Source organism: Comamonas sp. SY3 (assembly GCF_041730275.1).
In the GTDB taxonomy this organism is placed as follows: Bacteria; Pseudomonadota; Gammaproteobacteria; order Burkholderiales; family Burkholderiaceae_C; genus Comamonas; species Comamonas sediminis.
This window is the reverse complement of the sequence record NZ_JBGTYN010000032.1, coordinates 1-15,523: the sequence shown is the minus strand read 5'-3', so window position 1 is coordinate 15,523 and position 15,523 is coordinate 1. Positions and strand designations below refer to the sequence as shown.

Here is a 15,523-nt window from a genome sequence, read left to right as displayed (position 1 = left end):
AGCGCGCGCCGATCAGCGCGTGCCGGAGATGTCAGTGAAAGTCTCGGTCGGCTGCGGCAGCGTGCCTTGTGCCTGCAACAGGGACGAGATGGCCGCGGCATGCTCCACCTTGGCGAGCAGCGCCGCGCGCTCGGCCTCGGTGGCCTCCTGCTCGATGCGAAGGCGTGTCGGCATGTCCGTCTCGCCCATCGCGAACGACTTTTGGTAGAAGGTGCGCGTTTGTTGGGCTAGTCGCTGGCGCTCCGAAGCGGCCTGCATCTGGGTGCTGGTTGCCAGTTCGCGCGATTGGGCAGTTCGAATTTCCGAGAGTAGCCGGGTGCGCTGGGCCGCGAGTGCCGACTCAGCCTCCAGTGCCTGCGCATTGGCGCTGGACAATTGCTCGGTATGACGGCTACCCGTACCGAAGGGAATGCGCACACCCACCGTGATCGTCTGGTTGTAGCGTTCGCCGTAGCCGCCCCGATCCCGCGTGGTCGCCAGGGTCAGTTCGGGGTTGGCGTACTTCTGATGGGACACCAGTTCCGCAGAGCGGCGGGCCGCCAGCGCCTTGTGCTGCAGTTCCAGCAGCGCAGGGTGGTTACCCAACAACGCGCCGGACGGCTGTGCCGATGCCGGTTGAACTCGGACACCTGACTGCTCCGGCTGCGCGGAATCGGCCTGCGACGGGATACTCTCGATGCCGGTCAGTGCCAACAACGCCTCGCGCTGCGTGATTTCTTCGGCCTGAGCAATGGCCAGGGCACTACGAGCCGACGCCAAGGCGCCATCGGCCTGGTTTCTGTCGGCTTGCGCCAGGTCGCCCGCGCGAACCCGGCGAGCCACATCTTGCGCCAACTCGTCCGCGCTGCGGGTGCGATCCTGCGCCGCCACCAATTCGGCCTGGGCACGCTGCCATGCCCACCATGCCTGGCGAACCTGTCCGGCCGTGCGTAGCTTGGCGGCCAGCATCCGGCTGGATAGCGCGAGGCTTTCCGCGTCCGCCCAGCGTGCCGACGAGGCGCGCTCACCAGGCATCCAAAGGGGAATAGCCACCCCGACTTCATATTCGCGCTGTCCGTTGCGGTTGTTGAACCGATCAGTTTTGGTGGAGGCTTCCAGCGCCATCGGACCTGCCACCCAACTGCCGGCCGTCTCTTGGCGTGCTTGGGCGGCCTGCTGCCAGGCGCCTTCTCCAGCGGCTTCTGGCTGCCGCTGCCAAGCTGACTCCCACAATTGGGCGACCATGTGGCTGTCTGGTCTGGATGGGACGTGAGGGGCGGCTACTGGCTGGGCTAGCACGGTGCCGGCCCAAAGCGTGGATACCGCCCATATCCATCCCTTGCGTATGTCTTTGCGAAGCATTCAATTCTCCATCGGTGTTGCATCAGTACTTACCCCCGGCTGGGTGTTCTCTTTCCGAGCAAGTGCTTGTCGTTGAAAAGCCACTGTTCACTGGCTTAGATATGAACAATTGTATATCTATTCATATGAATGGGAAAGAAAACCTTACATCCTTTGAGCACCAATCGCCTTAGAGAGGGCGTCGGGCGCAAGACATCGAGAGGCGAGGTGGGGCTAATCCACTGCGCAAACAGCTATGCAGACTCCTTGAGCATATCCCCCGGGGGGGGATATGATTGCTGCATGAAAGAGATGCACAAGCACACCAGCCACCCAGATCTCGTGAAACGGCTCAAGCGCGCCGAGGGTCATCTGCGACACGTCATCGGGATGATCGAAGGAGAAGAAACCTGCCTGGACATCGCTCGCCAGCTCGCTGCGGTGGAGAGCGCCGTCACAGCGGCCAAGCGCGTCCTGATCCATGACCACATCGACCACTGCCTATCTCATGATGAGGACTCCGTTCTAGCCGAAATGAAGGCGCTAACCAGACTGCTCTGAGGTCTCTCGATGCTCTCCGTCCTAAAGAACCGCACCTACCGCCACCTGTTCACCGCGCAGGTGATCGCACTCGTCGGCACAGGCCTGATGACGGTAGCGCTCGGCCTACTTGCCTACGAGCTGGCCGGGGCCGATGCAGGTGCGGTGCTCGGGTCGGCGCTGGCTATCAAGATGCTGGCCTATGTGGGAGTCGCTCCAGTCGCACAGGCCTTCGCCGACCAGTTCCCGCGACGGTCATTGCTCGTAGCGCTGGACCTGGTACGAGCGGTTGTCGCGATCTGTTTGCCCTTTGTCACCGAGGTCTGGCAGATCTATCTGCTGATCTTTGTCCTGCAAGCGGCATCCGCCGGCTTCACGCCGACTTTCCAAGCCACTATCCCGGACATCCTTCCCGATGAAGAGGACTACACGAAGGCGCTGTCGCTGTCCCGGCTGGCCTATGACCTGGAAAGCCTGATTTCCCCGATGCTGGCTGCTGCGCTGCTGACCGTCATCAGCTTTCACAACCTGTTCGCGGGAACAGTGCTCGGTTTCCTCGTTTCAGCCGCGCTCGTGGTCAGCGTGCGGTTGCCCACAACTATTCCCGGACCGCGCCGCGGCATTTGGGATCGCACGACCCGCGGCACACGCATCTATCTCGCTACGCCACGCCTGCGGGGCCTGCTGGCGATCAGCTTGGCCGTCTCGGCGGCGGGCGCCATGGTGATCGTGAACACGGTGGTTCTCGTGAAGGCGCGCTTTGGCCTAGGCGAGGTCGAAGTGGCGTCGGCACTGGCGGCATTCGGAGGCGGTTCGATGGTGGCAGCCTTCGTTCTGCCATCCTTACTGGAAAAGGTGGCCGACCGAACCGCGATGCTCACCGGCGCTACCGTACTGGTCGTGGGCACGGGGATCGGCGCACTGCTGCCGAGCTATGCATTGTTGCTGCCGCTGTGGTTGATCATCGGCTTTGGCTACAGCGTGGCGCAAACGCCATCCGGCCGTCTTCTGCGCCGCTCGGCCCATGCCGAGGACCGTCCTGCGATCTTCGCGGCACACTTCGCGCTGTCGCACGCCTGTTGGCTCATCTGCTACCCACTTGCCGGCCGCTTCGGCGCGGTCATGGGCTTGCCATCGACCTTCATTGTCATGTCCCTGGTCGGCTTGGCCGGCGTGGCGCTGACGCTCTGGCTGTGGCCGGCCAGCGACCCTTCTGACGTGGCGCATGACCACCCCAGCTTGCCGCCGGATCACCCTCATTTACGCACACACGCAGACCAAGGCAGGCACCATCACCAGCTGATTCTGGATGACCTGCACCGTATCTGGCCGAAAGGATAGGCACATTTTCTCGTTGCGGCATCACAACGCATGGCTTCGGAGGCTGAGAAGGGTGAGCGAAAATATATCACATGAACACATATTCATGTGTTATATTTCGCCATAGTCAAACACTCAACCAGCAGAGGCGCCCATGTCCCAATCCAATGCACATGACCATGGTCACGACCATGATCACGACCACACCCCCACAGTGACGAGCGCCAACGAGCGCAAGGTTCTGGTTTCCTTCTTCCTGATCTTCGGCTTCATGCTCGTGGAAGCTGTCGGCGGCGTGCTGTCGGGCTCGCTAGCCCTACTTGCCGATGCTGGCCACATGCTGACCGACGCCGTGGCACTTGCCCTGGCTTACGCTGCCTTCCGATTCGGTCGCCGCGCAGCCGACAGCAAACGCACATTCGGTTACCTGCGCTTCGAGGTCATCGCCGGCTTCCTGAACGCCGTGACCCTGTTCGCGATCGTCGCATGGATCGCCTACGAGGCGTGGGAGCGGCTGCAGGCGCCGCCCGTCATCCTCGCCGGCCCGATGATGATCGTCGCCGTGCTCGGCTTACTGATCAACGTCCTCGTGCTGTGGATCATGACCCGCGGCGAAACCGATCACGTCAATGTGAAAGGTGCCATCCTCCACGTGATGGGTGACCTGCTCGGCTCTGTCGGCGCCATCGTTGCAGCGATCGTCATCTACTTCACCGGCTGGACTCCGATCGACCCCATCCTGTCGGTTCTAGTAGCGGCGTTGATTCTGCGCAGCGCCTGGAAGCTCCTGGCCAAGTCGATCCATATCCTGTTGGAGGGTGCGCCAGAGGACGCTTCGCCGGAAAAGGTGGAACAAGGCCTGATGAGCACTGTGCCCGGCCTGGCGGCTGTCAGCCATGTTCACGTGTGGCAACTCACTTCCGGTCGCACGATGGCCACGCTACACGTTCGACCCAACGTGGACGAGGAGGCGCGAGCTGTGGTCAAGCGCGTCGAGGCGGTGCTGCGAGAGCAGTTCAGCATCGAACACGCCACAGTCGGAATCGACTGGAACTCGGAGGCTGACGAGAACATCTGCAGCCTGCAACCCACGACAGGCCGTCAGGACCACAGCGGCCACGACCACAGTGAGCACAATCATGACCATGACCACTCCGCTCCCGGTCACAAGCATTGAGGCCGTGCTAGACGGTTCGCAGTTCACTTGAGGGTTTGAATCCATGACATCCCGCAAAACCACCAGCGCCGCTATTGTGCAATGTTCGACCTCTAACCACGGCACGACCACTGATGTCCTCGCACTATCGCAAAGTGACGTCGCTGTTCTGGCAGAGACCTTCCGCCTGCTGGGCGACCAATCGCGATTGAAAATCCTGTTGCAGTGCATGCGCGGATCGGTCGCAGTGGGCGACATTGCTGGCTCGCTAGACCTGTCGCAGTCCTTGGTCAGCCATCACCTGCGCCTGTTGCGCGGCGCGCGCCTCGTGCGCGGCGAGCGCCAAGCCAAGCACATCTTCTACGGCATTGCCGACCAGCACGTCAGCCAGGTACTCCAGGACATGGCGGTTCACATTTCGGAGGACGGACACGACGATTGACTGAACATGTGAGTGCGCGCCGGCCTACGCCTTCAAGGGGTAGGCTTTTTTTGGCTATTAATCTAGAGAGACACCGGCGCGCCTTGCTGAATGCCTAGAAGACCCCAAGCAAAAAGCACTCTAAAAATAAACACTTGAACATATCTTCATGTGTGTTATTATTTGTCTACGGGGTATCCGAAAGGCGTAAGGACCACGCCATTATTTTTAACGTCAAGGAGTATTGACCATGTCCAAGAAAATTCGCTTTGCTGTTCTGCTTTCCGCACTTTTTGCTGCTGGAGTAAACGCTCAACCGTTCGCCGCAGATATGACACGGCAACAGGTCCAGGAGGATCTGGCTGCTTGGAGGCAATCTGGGTTGGAAGCGTTGTCTCGCGGCGAAAGCGGCCCGGATACGTTCAGCCCTCAATACCAGGCTGCCTTTCAGCGCTACTTGCAATTGACCCAAGGTGATATGTATCAGGCGCCCTCAGCAGGAAAGACTCGTGCTGAAGTGATGGCTGATTTGGAACTGTGGAAAATCTCCGGCATGCACGCGTTCACCTCGCGCGGAATCACCACCGCTTCGCACACCCAAGCCTACCAACAAGCCTACGAGAGCTATCTCCAGCTCAAGCTGGGTGCGGCTTACAAGGCTCCGGTGGCATTGACTCGTGCTCAAGTAAAGAGTGATTTGGCAGATTGGCAGGTTGCGGGAATGGCTGGATTCTGGGCTGGTGAGCAGACGCCTGATACCTATAGTGATGCCTACCGCACCGCATTTGAAACCTACCAGATGCTGCGCAACAAAAAATGACTTAATGGCAGCTGCATAAAGCAGCGGTCGGATGGTTCAGCCAGAAAGAGATTCTTTCTTTTTTTTGAATAAACATACAAACAAGTGTTCATTTGTTTGCATAACATTCCGATCGCTGATTTGTGCGTCCTGCCACGGCGATTACTCAGAGAACCAGGAGATTGATATGTCTTTGGAAACATTGGACGGCACAGGAGCGCAGGACGAACAACTGGGCTTTCGGGTCGAAGGTATGGATTGCGCCAGTTGCGTCGGCAAGATTGAAACAGCGCTTGGTCGAATTGATGGCGTATCAAATGTACAGGTTAATTTTACAAATGAGACGCTGACGTTGACGCGCAGCACAAGTAGCCGAAATACTGCACGCGACATTGCCAAGAAAATCCGGTCCCTGGGCTTCGACGTGCAGGCACTGCCCGCGTCCGAAATGTCCGCAGCACCTGCACCGTGCCATGCGGCCCACGCGCATGACCACGCCGGCTGCGGCGGCCACCATGACCATGGGCATGCCCACGACCACGGGCACGATCATTCGCACGGCAAAGCGTGCGGTGATGACCATGGGCATGGCCATGCTCACGGCCATGCCCATGCCCATGACCACGGTCACGATCACGGGGCCTGCAGCGGGCATGACCATGCGCCGGCCTCTGCCTCCCGTGGAGCACCCAGCACGCCCCCCAACGTGTCCATGCGCGTCGAGGGCATGGACTGCGCCAGTTGCGTCGGCAAGATCGAAACGGCGCTCGCTCGCATGGATGGCGTGTCCGATGCCCGCATAAACTTCACCGCAGAAACGCTGGAATTGACGCTCGCGTCTGGCGGCCCCACGCAGCTCGGCCACATCGAGAAGACCATCAAGAGCCTGGGCTTCGGCGTCTCCGACGTGCGCCGCCATGATGGCTCAGCACCCGCGGCCCCAGCAGCAGCATCGACGGCGCGCCATCAGCGCTGGTGGCAGACGAAGAAAGGCAAGCACGTGCTGGGCCTGGGCGGCCTGATGGGCTCGGCCTACGCGATCGCGCAGTTCGTTCCTGGCTACGCTGAATGGATCTTCGCCGCTGCGGTGATCGCGGGCGTGCTGCCGTTCGCTCGCAAAGCCTTCGCGCTGGCTGTGTCAGGCTCGCCGTTCTCTATCGAAACGCTGATGGTCGTCGCCTCGCTGGGCGCGCTCGTGATAGGCGAGGCCGAGGAAGCTGCTGCCGTGGTGTTCCTGTTCGCGATCGGCGAGCTGCTGGAAAGCGTGGCCGCCGGCCGCGCGCGCGCCGGCATCAAGGCGCTGGCCTCCCTGGTGCCTAAGACGGCGGTACTGCTCGATGCCGCGGGCGGGCAGCGCGAAGTGCCCGCCGCTTCCCTGCGCGTGAGCGACCGCGTGCTGGTGCGCCCTGGTGACCGGGTGCCTGCGGACGGCAAGATCCTCCGCGGTGAAAGCAGCCTGGACGAGTCGCCTATCACCGGCGAGTCCGTACCGCGTCAAAAGGCTATCGGTGCCGACGTGTTCGCCGGCTCCATCAACGTCGATGGCGTGCTCGAAGTACAAGTCGAGAAGACGGCATCGGACAACACCATTTCTCGCATCATCCAACTGGTGGAGCAGGCGCAGTCCTCCAAGGCGCCCACGGCTCGCTTCATCGAAAAGTTCAGCCGCTACTACACCCCTGCCGTCATGGCCATCGCGGCGTTGATCGTGGTGGTTCCGCCACTTGCCATGGGTGGCGACTGGGGTACCTGGCTGTACCGCGGCCTCGCACTGCTGTTGATTGCCTGCCCATGTGCGCTGGTGCTCTCCACACCGGCGGCCATCGCCTCGGGCCTTGCGGTGGCCACGCGACGGGGCCTGCTGATCAAGGGTGGCAACGCGTTGGAAACCATCGGCCGCGTGCGCGCCATTGCCTTCGACAAGACTGGCACGCTGACCGAGGGCAAGCCGCGCATCACCGAGGTCCTGCCCTTCGGGCTGTTCAAGCATCAACAGGTCCTTGCGCTTGCCGCCGCTGTCGAGTCCGGCTCAAACCATCCCTTGGCGAAGGCCATTGTCGCCCATGCCAAGAGCCTGGACGTGGCGATTCCCCAGGCCACGGGCGCATCGGCCATTGCCGGCAAGGCGGTGCGCGCCACCGTGAACGGCAGTGCGCTCGCTGTCGGATCGCCCGCCCATGCGGAACAGACGGCCACGCTGACAGCCGCGCACCGCAGGGAAATCGACAAGCTGGAGGATGGCGGCAAGACCGTGGTGGTCCTGTTCGACGAAGCCAGCAAGAACGTTCTGGGCCTGCTGGCCCTGCGCGACGAGCCCCGCCGCGACGCGCGCGAAGGCGTGGCCCAGCTCAACGCCATGGGCGTGCGCTCGGTCATGCTGACCGGCGACAACCGCCGCACCGCGCAGGCGATCGCCGGCAAGCTGGGCATCGAGTGGGAGGCCGAGCTGCTGCCGCAGGACAAGCTGCGCTTGGTCAACGAGATGAAGCGTGATGCCAAGGTGGCGATGGTCGGCGACGGCATCAACGACGCGCCGGCCCTGGCGACCGCCGACGTGGGTATCGCCATGGGCGGCGGCACGGACGTGGCGCTGGAAACCGCCGATGCCGCGCTGCTCAAGAGCCGCGTCACGGACGTGGCCCACCTGGTGGCCCTGTCGCGGGCGACGATGGCCAACATTCACCAAAACGTCGTATTCGCCATTGGCCTCAAGGGCTTGTTCCTGGTCACCACCGTGTTGGGTATCACCGGCTTGTGGGTTGCCGTGCTGGCCGACACCGGCGCCACGGCCCTGGTCACGCTGAACGCACTGCGCCTGCTGCGCTTCAAGGGCGCGCCGGAGGCCAACCACGGCGACGACGCCGGGCGTCCCACCACCTTGCCCGTGCCGTCTGCCCGCTGAGGCAACAAGAGGGCTTGACCTTGCCGTCGTTGTAACGCCTAGCCTCCACACAAATGTCTGCAGAGCGCTTCGGAAGGGCCGGAGTCCTGCATCCAAGAAAGGGTCACTTCCATGCGTAAAAAAATCAGAATCATTGTGGTGGCAGGCGTCATCGCAGCCGTCGGGGGGATAGCGATCGCTGCCCGCGACGCCAAGGACGAGGGCAAGGCCGCGGCGCCCCCGGCGGGCGCGCCGATGGCGCCGCAGGTGCCCGTGGCCGAGGTCATTACCCGCACGGTCGCGCCATCGGCCGAGTACACCGGCTTCCTGGCCGCGCCCAAGACCGTCGAGCTGCGCTCGCGGGTCGGCGGCGCCGTCGATGCGGTGAGCGTTCCCGAAGGTAGCCTCGTGCGCAAGGGCCAACTGCTGTTCCAGATCGACCCGAGGCCGTTCCAGGTTGCGCTCGACACGGCCGTGGCGCAACTGCGTCAGGCCGAGGTGCTGGCCAGCCAGGCCCAGGCCGACTTTGACCGCGCCGAGCGCCTGGTGGCGACCGGCGCCGTCGCGCGCAAGACCTATGACGATGCCGCCTCCGCACGCAACGCGCGCCAGGCTCAGGTGCAGGCGGCTAAGGCCGCCGTTGCTGCGGCTCAGCTGGACCTGTCCTACGCCCGCGTCACTGCGCCCATCGCCGGGCGCGTCGACCGCGTGCTCGTGACCGAGGGCAACTTGGTCAGCGGTGGCGGCGCCGGCGCGGCCACGCTGCTGACCACGATCGTATCCATCGACCCGTTGCACGTGTACTTCGACATTGATGAGGCCACCTATCTCAACGTCGTCAGCCGCTCGCGGCCCGCTGCGGGCGCCGGTAGCAAGGCTTCGCTGCCCGTGCAGCTCGGGCTGACCACGGACAAGGGTTTCCCGCACAAGGGCGCGCTTGACTTCGTCGGCAACACCATTGACCGAAGCACCGGCACGATCCGCGCGCGCGCCGTTGTGCCCAACCCGGATGGGCGCATGGCACCCGGCATGTTCGCCCGGGCCAAGCTGTCCACCGGCGCGGCGCGCGAGGCCGTCCTGATCGACGATCAGGCCGTGGGCACCGACCAAGGGCGCAACTACGTGCTGGTTGTGGGCGAGAACAACCAGGCCCAGTACCGGCCCATCGAACTGGGGCCGGTGGTGGACGGGCTGCGCGTCATCAACGGCGGCCTGCAGGCCGGTGAGAAGATCATCATCAAGGGCCTCGTGCGCCCCGGCATGGCGGTCACGCCGCGCATGGTGCCCATGCAGGCGCCCGCGGCACCGGCCGCCGGCGCGGCCGGCGCGACCAAGGCTGCGGCAAACGCTCCGGCTCCCGCTGCGGCGCCTGCCAAGGCCGGTGGCGCGGACCCCGCCAAGGCTGACGGCGCGGCCGGCTCGGCGGAGGCCCGCAAATGAATTTCCCCCGCTTCTTCATCAACCGGCCGATCTTCGCCATCGTCCTGTCGGTGCTGATGCTGATCGCAGGCGCGATCAGCTACTTCCAGCTGCCGCTGAGCGAATACCCGCAGGTCACGCCTCCCACGGTGCAGGTCACCGCTAGCTATCCCGGTGCCAACCCGCAAGTGATCGCCGATACCGTGGCATCACCGCTGGAGCAGGCGATCAACGGCGTAGAAGGCATGATGTACATGCAGTCTCAGATGTCCACCGACGGGAAAATGGTGCTCACCGTCTCCTTCGAGCAGCATATCAACGCCGACATTGCGCAGATCCAGGTGCAAAACCGGGTCTCGCGGGCGTTGCCGCGCCTACCGCCTGAAGTTCAGCGCATCGGTGTTGTCACCGAGAAAACGTCGCCGGACGTTCTCATGGTGGTGCATTTGCTTTCGCCTGGAGGTCGATATGATCCGCTGTACGTCTCCAACTACGCCACACTTCATGTGAAGGATGAGCTGGCTCGTACGCCAGGCGTCGGCGATGTCCTAGTCTGGGGCGCCGGGGAGTATTCGATGCGGGTCTGGCTCGAACCCGCCAAGGTCGCTGCTCGTGGGCTGATCGCGAGCGACGTGGTTGCCGCCATCCGCGAGCAGAACATACAGGTTGCCGCTGGTTCGGTTGGTCAGCAGCCGGATGCCTCGGCGGCGTTCCAGGTCACGGTCAACACTCTGGGCCGACTGTCGAGCGAGGAGCAATTCGGCGAGATCGTCGTGAAGACGGGCGCCGACGGCCAGGTAACTCGCCTGCGGGATGTCGCCCGCATCTCGATGGGGGCCGATTCCTACTCTTTGCGCAGCCTGCTCAATGGCGAGCCGGCGGTGGGGATACAGATCATCCAGAGCCCGGGCGCGAACGCGCTGGATGTGTCTAGCGCGGTGCGCGCGGCAATGGACCGACTTCAAGCCAAGTTCCCCGACGGCATTGAGTATAGCGTCGCCTACGACCCCACGGTCTTCGTGCGCGCCTCGCTCCAGTCCGTCGCCGTCACGCTGCTGGAGGCCATCTTCCTGGTGGTGATCGTGGTGGTGCTGTTCCTGCAATCTTGGCGCGCGTCGATCATTCCACTGATCGCCGTGCCGGTCTCGCTGGTCGGCACGTTCGCGGTGATGCACATGTTCGGCTTCTCGCTGAACACGCTGTCGCTGTTTGGCCTCGTGCTCTCCATCGGCATCGTGGTGGATGACGCCATCGTGGTGGTGGAGAACGTGGAGCGCCACATAGCGCTGGGCGAATCACCCAAGGACGCGGCGCGCAAGGCGATGGATGAAGTGACTGGCCCGATCCTGGCCATCACCTCGGTGCTGGCAGCGGTCTTCATCCCCTCGGCGTTCCTGTCGGGGCTGCAGGGCGAGTTCTATCGCCAATTCGCGCTAACCATCGCGTTCTCGACCATCCTGTCGGCGATCAACTCGCTTACGCTGTCGCCAGCGCTGGCCGCCATCCTGCTCAAGCCGCACCACGGCGCGGCCAAGCCCGATCGTCTCACGCGCATCATCGACGGCGTGTTCGGCGGCTTCTTCCGCCGCTTCAACCGCTTCTTCGATCGCGCCTCGAATTCCTACGTCGGGGGCGTGCGCCGCGCGGTGCGCGGCAGCGCCATCGTGCTGCTGCTCTACGTCGGCTTCCTGGGCCTGACCTGGCTGGGCTTCCACAAGGTGCCTGCGGGCTTCGTGCCGGCCCAGGACAAGTACTATCTCGTGGGCATCGCCCAGCTTCCGACCGGCGCCTCGCTGGATCGCACCGAGGCGGTCGTCAAGGAGATGACCAAGATCGCACTGGCTGAGCCGGGCGTCGAGAGCGTGGTGGCCTTCCCGGGCCTGTCGGTCAATGGACCGGTGAACCAGCCGAACACCGCGCTGATGTTCGCCATGCTCAAGCCCTTCGATGAGCGCAAGGACCCGTCGCTGTCGGCCTTCGCCATCCAGGGCAAGCTCATGGGCAAGTTCAGCCAGATCCCGGACGGCTTCGTTGGCATCTTCCCGCCGCCGCCGGTGCCGGGCCTGGGTTCGATGGGCGGCTTCAAGCTGCAGATCGAGGACCGGGCGGGCCTGGGTCCCGAGGCGCTTGCGCAGGCACAGGGCCAGATCATGGGCAAGGCCATGCAGGCGCCCGAGCTGGCGAACATGCTCGCCAGCTTCCAGACCAATGCGCCGCAGTTGCAGGTGGACATCGACCGGGTGAAGGCCAAGTCGCAGGGCGTATCGCTGACCGAGGTGTTCGACACCCTGCAGGTCAACCTTGGCTCGCTCTACGTCAACGACTTCAACCGCTTCGGTCGCACCTACCGGGTCATGGCCCAGGCCGATGCGCAGTTCCGCATGCAGGCTGAGGACATAGGCATGCTCAAGGTGCGCAATGCAGCGGGCGACATGATCCCGCTGAGCGCGATCGCGACCATCGAGCGCAGTTCCGGCCCCGACCGGGTGATGCATTACAACGGCTTTCCCTCGGCCGACATCAGCGGCGGGCCAGCGCCGGGCTACTCGTCCGGCCAGGCCACCGCCGCGATTGAGAAGATCGTGAGCGAATCGCTGCCGGACGGTATGACCTACGAATGGACGGACCTGACTTTCCAGGAAAAACGGGTTGGCAACACGGCGATCTACATCTTCGCGCTGGCGGTGCTGCTCGCCTTCCTGTTCCTGGCGGCCCAGTACAACAGTTGGTCGCTGCCGTTCGCTGTGCTGCTGATTGCACCCATGGCGCTGCTCTCGGCGATCGCCGGCGTCTGGCTCTCTGGGGGCGACAACAACATCTTCACGCAGATCGGTTTCGTGGTGCTGGTCGGCCTGGCTGCCAAGAACGCGATCCTGATCGTGGAGTTCGCCCGCGCGAAGGAAAGCGAAGGGGCCGATCCGCTGGCAGCCGTGCTCGAAGCCGCGCGCTTGCGGCTGCGCCCGATCTTGATGACGTCGTTCGCCTTCATCGCTGGCGTGGTGCCGCTGGTGCTGGCCAGCGGTGCGGGCGCCGAGATGCGCCACGCCATGGGCATCGCGGTGTTCGCCGGCATGCTGGGCGTGACGGTATTCGGCCTGGTGCTGACGCCGGTGTTCTACGTTGTGGTGCGCAAGCTGGCGCTGCGCCGCGAAGCGCGCCATGCCCGTGGCGGCATGACCGACCAGCACGCATGACGGCCAGGAGGACATACGACATGAAAACATCTTTCGCATTCACACGACCCGCCAGGACGCTGGCGCCGCTCGCCCTCGCGGCGGCGCTGGCTGGCTGCTCCATGGCACCGAAGTATGACCGGCCCGCAGCGCCGATCGACACGGCCTATCCCTCGGGCGCGGCCTATGTGGAACTGGCGGCCGCGACGCCCGACGACGCGATCACGGCCGAGATCGGTTGGCGGGACTTCTTCCGCGACCCGCTGCTGCAGCAGTTGATCGGCATTTCGCTGGAGAACAACCGCGACATGCACAAAGCCGCGCTCAACGTGGAGGCGGCTCAGGCGCTGTACCGTATCCAGCGTGCCGAGATGCTGCCGAACCTGGGCGTTTCCGCCCGCGGCGCGTCAGAGCGCGTACCGGCCGACCTCAGTACCACGGGGCAAAGCGACGTGCTCCGGCGCTACGACGTGGCCGGGGTGACGGCCGCCTGGGAGCTGGACCTGTGGGGCCGCATCCGCAGCCTCAACGACCGGGCGCTGGCGTCCTACCTGGCCCTCGACGAGACCCGCATCGCCACGCAGATGAGCCTGGTGTCCGAGGTGGCCAGCGCCTACCTCACGCTGCGCGCCGACCAGGAACTGCTGCGCCTGACGAGCGACACCCTCGCCACACAGAAGCGCTCCTATGACCTGACCACCCAACTGGTGGAAGCGGGAAATTCCACGCAGCTCGACCTGCGCCGCGCGGAGATCGCGCTGCGCACCGCCGAGGCCAACCGCGCCGCCTACACGCGGCAGGCGGCCAAGGACCGCAACGCGCTGGTGCTGCTGCTGGGCCAGCCGCTGACGCCGGAGCTGTCCCGGCAGCTTGACGAGGCCGTGGCGCTGCCGGACGACATCGTGCCGACCGACCTGCCGAGCGGCCTGCCGTCCGAACTGCTCGCGCGTCGGCCGGACATCCGCGCCGCCGAGCAGATGCTGATCGGCGCCAACGCCAACATCGGCGCGGCGCGGGCCGCGTTCTTCCCGACGATTAGCCTCACGGGCTCGGCGGGCACGGCCAGCGCTTCGCTGGACGGCCTGTTCGATTCGGGCTCGCGGGCCTGGAGCTTCCTGCCGCAGATCACGCTGCCCATCTTCCGCGGCGGCGCGTTGCGAGCCAATCTGGACGTGGCACAGGTACAAAAGAGGATCGAAATCGCCAACTACGAGAAGTCTATCCAGGCGGCCTTTGCTGAGGTGGCTGACGGCTTGGCGGGCAAGCGCACGCTTGATGAGCAGATCCGCTCGGAGCAGCTCCTGGTAGCGGCTAGCCAGAAAGCCTACCAACTAGCCGAGCAACGCTTCCAGGAAGGCGTGGACGACAACCTCACCTTGCTCGATGCGCAACGCACACAGTACGGTGCGCAGCAGACCCTGGTGCGCACGCGCCTGACGCGGCTGAACAACCTCATCCACCTCTACAAGGCGCTGGGTGGCGGCTGGACTGAGCACACGGTGCAATCGGGCGCCACCGGGCAACCATCCGCCCGGTCGCCGGGATAAGGGCTATGCGCAACGGCGGCGTTCCCCATCGTTGCGCACGGAGAACCGGATGAGGATCGGTGAACTTGCGCGCTTGACGGGCACCCCCCCGGAGAACATTCGGTTCTACGAGCGGGAGGGCCTGTTGCAAGCCCCGGAGCGGTCACGCAACAACTATCGGCGCTATGGCCCGGCCCATGTCGAACGGCTTCACCTGATTCGCAACTACCGTGCCTCGGGAATCGGCCTGGATGACGTGCGCCGCCTACTGGGTTGGGCACATGAGGGGTTCCTGGAACCTGAGCTGCTAAGGCAGGCTGTCCAAGGCCATCTCGCCTGTGTTGAGGAACGCATGGAGCAACTGATCCAGGTGAAAGAGCACCTGCTCGCATTGGCCCTGCACGGTGCTGCTTCCGCCGGGGCTTCCGAGGATGGACCGGCTCGCGATGGTTCGTGAGCATCGCATGTCCATATAACTGAATATATATTCATGCGTGTAATATTTCCGGCCAGACAAACGAATAAGAAAGACGCCCATGACCGACCAGAGCATCACGCGCCGAAACATCGGCGTTCTCACCGCCGCGCAGGCGCTCGGCGGCGCCAGCGCGCCCATCGTGATGTCGCTGGGTGGGCTGGTCGGCCAGCAGCTTGCCAAGAATTCGGCCTGGATCACCTTGCCCGTGAGTCTGTTCGGCCTGGGTCTTGCCATCGGCACCTTGCCTGCCGCCTTCATCATGCGGCACCATGGCCGCCGCAACGGATACGTGGTGGGGGTCGGCTTCGGCGTGGCCTCGGGCCTGATCGCCGCGTTGGGCATCATGCTGGCCTCGTTCTGGATCTTCTGCGCCGGCACCTTCCTGGCGGGCTTCTACGGCGCGTATGTGCAGAGCTACCGCTTCGCAGCCGCCGACACCGCCGAGGACGCGCTTAAGGCCAAGGCCATTTCCTGGGTCATGGTGGGCGGT

Annotated in this window: 12 protein-coding genes; 11 read left to right on the top strand and 1 reads right to left on the bottom strand. The window is 64.0% G+C overall.

The window, feature by feature from the left end; translation table 11 throughout:
- Positions 1 to 12: 12 nt before the first annotated feature.
- Positions 13 to 1,224: a TolC family protein gene (locus ACCQ08_RS24385; protein ID WP_223656232.1), complete on the bottom strand. Its 1,212-nt coding sequence runs from the start codon at positions 1,222 to 1,224 to the stop codon at positions 13 to 15.
- Positions 1,225 to 1,623: 399 nt separating this feature from the next.
- Between ACCQ08_RS24385 and ACCQ08_RS24380 the strand changes: the two genes are divergently transcribed.
- From ACCQ08_RS24380 to ACCQ08_RS24330, 11 genes are all read left to right on the top strand, one after another.
- Complete coding sequence (locus ACCQ08_RS24380; protein ID WP_003821156.1) at positions 1,624 to 1,881, top strand: metal-sensing transcriptional repressor; 258 nt, start codon at positions 1,624 to 1,626, stop codon at positions 1,879 to 1,881.
- A gap of 9 nt (positions 1,882 to 1,890) precedes the next feature.
- Complete coding sequence (locus ACCQ08_RS24375) at positions 1,891 to 3,201, top strand: MFS transporter (protein WP_003821155.1); 1,311 nt, start codon at positions 1,891 to 1,893, stop codon at positions 3,199 to 3,201.
- A gap of 133 nt (positions 3,202 to 3,334) precedes the next feature.
- Positions 3,335 to 4,357 (top strand): cation diffusion facilitator family transporter, encoded by a 1,023-nt coding sequence (locus ACCQ08_RS24370; RefSeq protein WP_003821153.1) that lies wholly within the window; start codon positions 3,335 to 3,337, stop codon positions 4,355 to 4,357.
- A 43-nt stretch (positions 4,358 to 4,400) separates the two neighbouring features.
- Positions 4,401 to 4,778 (top strand): helix-turn-helix transcriptional regulator, encoded by a 378-nt coding sequence (locus ACCQ08_RS24365; RefSeq protein ID WP_063935807.1) that lies wholly within the window; start codon positions 4,401 to 4,403, stop codon positions 4,776 to 4,778.
- Between the two features lie 229 nt (positions 4,779 to 5,007).
- The gene (locus ACCQ08_RS24360) at positions 5,008 to 5,577 is read left to right on the top strand and encodes a DUF4148 domain-containing protein (RefSeq protein ID WP_003821150.1); all 570 of its coding nucleotides are present in this window, start codon (positions 5,008 to 5,010) and stop codon (positions 5,575 to 5,577) included.
- Positions 5,578 to 5,743: 166 nt separating this feature from the next.
- Positions 5,744 to 8,458: a heavy metal translocating P-type ATPase gene (locus ACCQ08_RS24355; protein WP_116430894.1), complete on the top strand. Its 2,715-nt coding sequence runs from the start codon at positions 5,744 to 5,746 to the stop codon at positions 8,456 to 8,458.
- Positions 8,459 to 8,569: 111 nt separating this feature from the next.
- On the top strand, positions 8,570 to 9,877 hold the full coding sequence (locus tag ACCQ08_RS24350) for an efflux RND transporter periplasmic adaptor subunit (RefSeq protein ID WP_369951391.1): 1,308 nt from the start codon (positions 8,570 to 8,572) through the stop codon (positions 9,875 to 9,877).
- Complete coding sequence (locus ACCQ08_RS24345; RefSeq protein WP_212136799.1) at positions 9,874 to 13,050, top strand: efflux RND transporter permease subunit; 3,177 nt, start codon at positions 9,874 to 9,876, stop codon at positions 13,048 to 13,050. Before ACCQ08_RS24350 ends, ACCQ08_RS24345 begins: the two co-directional genes overlap by 4 nt.
- A 20-nt stretch (positions 13,051 to 13,070) precedes the next feature.
- The gene (locus ACCQ08_RS24340) at positions 13,071 to 14,576 is read left to right on the top strand and encodes an efflux transporter outer membrane subunit (protein WP_003821143.1); all 1,506 of its coding nucleotides are present in this window, start codon (positions 13,071 to 13,073) and stop codon (positions 14,574 to 14,576) included.
- Between the two features lie 49 nt (positions 14,577 to 14,625).
- Positions 14,626 to 15,012: a MerR family transcriptional regulator gene (locus ACCQ08_RS24335; protein WP_015912830.1), complete on the top strand. Its 387-nt coding sequence runs from the start codon at positions 14,626 to 14,628 to the stop codon at positions 15,010 to 15,012.
- Between the two features lie 79 nt (positions 15,013 to 15,091).
- Positions 15,092 to 15,523 (top strand): MFS transporter (locus ACCQ08_RS24330; protein WP_242885255.1); only part of this gene is annotated, 432 nt, incomplete at its 3' end.

Coding starts and splice junctions, on each gene's coding strand:
- ACCQ08_RS24365 (WP_063935807.1), top strand. CDS start 4,401: ATGACATCCCGCAAAACCACCAGCGCCGCTATTGTGCAATGTTCGACC.
- ACCQ08_RS24385 (WP_223656232.1), bottom strand. CDS start 1,224: ATGGTCGCCCAATTGTGGGAGTCAGCTTGGCAGCGGCAGCCAGAAGCC.
- ACCQ08_RS24345 (WP_212136799.1), top strand. CDS start 9,874: ATGAATTTCCCCCGCTTCTTCATCAACCGGCCGATCTTCGCCATCGTC.
- ACCQ08_RS24350 (WP_369951391.1), top strand. CDS start 8,570: ATGCGTAAAAAAATCAGAATCATTGTGGTGGCAGGCGTCATCGCAGCC.
- ACCQ08_RS24380 (WP_003821156.1), top strand. CDS start 1,624: ATGAAAGAGATGCACAAGCACACCAGCCACCCAGATCTCGTGAAACGG.
- ACCQ08_RS24340 (WP_003821143.1), top strand. CDS start 13,071: ATGAAAACATCTTTCGCATTCACACGACCCGCCAGGACGCTGGCGCCG.
- ACCQ08_RS24370 (WP_003821153.1), top strand. CDS start 3,335: ATGTCCCAATCCAATGCACATGACCATGGTCACGACCATGATCACGAC.
- ACCQ08_RS24355 (WP_116430894.1), top strand. CDS start 5,744: ATGTCTTTGGAAACATTGGACGGCACAGGAGCGCAGGACGAACAACTG.
- ACCQ08_RS24335 (WP_015912830.1), top strand. CDS start 14,626: ATGAGGATCGGTGAACTTGCGCGCTTGACGGGCACCCCCCCGGAGAAC.
- ACCQ08_RS24360 (WP_003821150.1), top strand. CDS start 5,008: ATGTCCAAGAAAATTCGCTTTGCTGTTCTGCTTTCCGCACTTTTTGCT.
- ACCQ08_RS24375 (WP_003821155.1), top strand. CDS start 1,891: ATGCTCTCCGTCCTAAAGAACCGCACCTACCGCCACCTGTTCACCGCG.